1 protein-coding gene is annotated in these 792 nt (G+C 77.9%); it reads right to left on the bottom strand.

Annotation, left to right across the window (positions count from 1 at the left end; genetic code table 11):
- Positions 1-60 precede the first annotated feature (60 nt).
- Entirely contained in the window at positions 61-576 is a 516-nt protein-coding gene (locus E2C05_RS32235) for a VOC family protein (protein ID WP_133223654.1), read from the bottom strand.
- Positions 577-792 lie beyond the last annotated feature (216 nt).

Below are 792 nucleotides of genomic sequence, written 5' to 3'. Positions count from 1 at the left end.
CGCGGGGCGGCAAGGCCCGGCGCCCGGCGCGGCGGCGCCAGGGCACCGGGACAGCCGGCGTCAGCCGCCGGCGCGCGGCGCCTCCGCCAGCAGCGCCTGCAGGTCCAGGCGGCGGTTGGTCATGCGCAGCCGTCCGGCCTCGTCGCGCGGCCATTCGATGCGCGGCCGGTCGCGATACAGTTCCACGCCGTTGCCGTCGGGATCGCGCAGGTAGATCGCCTCGGAGACGCCGTGGTCCGACGCCCCTTCCAGCTCCACCCCCGCCTGCAGCACGCGCAGCAGCGCGGCGGCCAGCGCCGGCCGGTCGGGATAGACCAGCGCGACATGGTACAGCCCGGTGGTGCCGCGCGGCGGCGGCGGGCCGCCCGCGCTTTCCCAGGTGTTGAGCGCGATGTGGTGATGGTAGCCGCCGGCGGCGAGGAAGGCGGCCTGGCCGGCCCAGCGCTCCTGCACCTCCAGCCCGATGACGTCGCGCCAGAAGGCCAGCGCGCGGTCGAGATCGGCGACCTTCAGATGCACATGGCCGATCCGCGCCTCCGGATGGATGCGGGCGGCGGGCGGCAGCGTGTCGGGCATGGCGGTTCTCCTTCGCGGCAGGATGCCGCCGGCGGCCCGGCGCGGCCAATGGCCGGTGGTGATGAGGCGCATCCGCCCGGGTGATGCGGGGGCCGGAGCCCGGACAGCGCCGGCGGCGCGGGCGCGGCGGGGCAGGTCCGCTGCCATGCGGCGTCCCGCGCCGTTCGCCGCCGGCGCGGCCCGCCTGCGGCGCGGTCGGGCCTCTGCAGGCAGGGG

Origin of the sequence: Paracraurococcus ruber (genome assembly GCF_004353985.1) — a bacterium.
Classification (GTDB): Bacteria; Pseudomonadota; Alphaproteobacteria; order Acetobacterales; family Acetobacteraceae; genus Paracraurococcus; species Paracraurococcus ruber.
Note: the sequence above shows the minus strand (reverse complement) of the source record. Positions and strands in the feature narration are given on the sequence as shown.

Excerpts from the sequence above, each read along its gene's own strand:
- E2C05_RS32235 (WP_133223654.1), bottom strand. The coding sequence starts at position 576 with ATGCCCGACACGCTGCCGCCCGCCGCCCGCATCCATCCGGAGGCGCGG.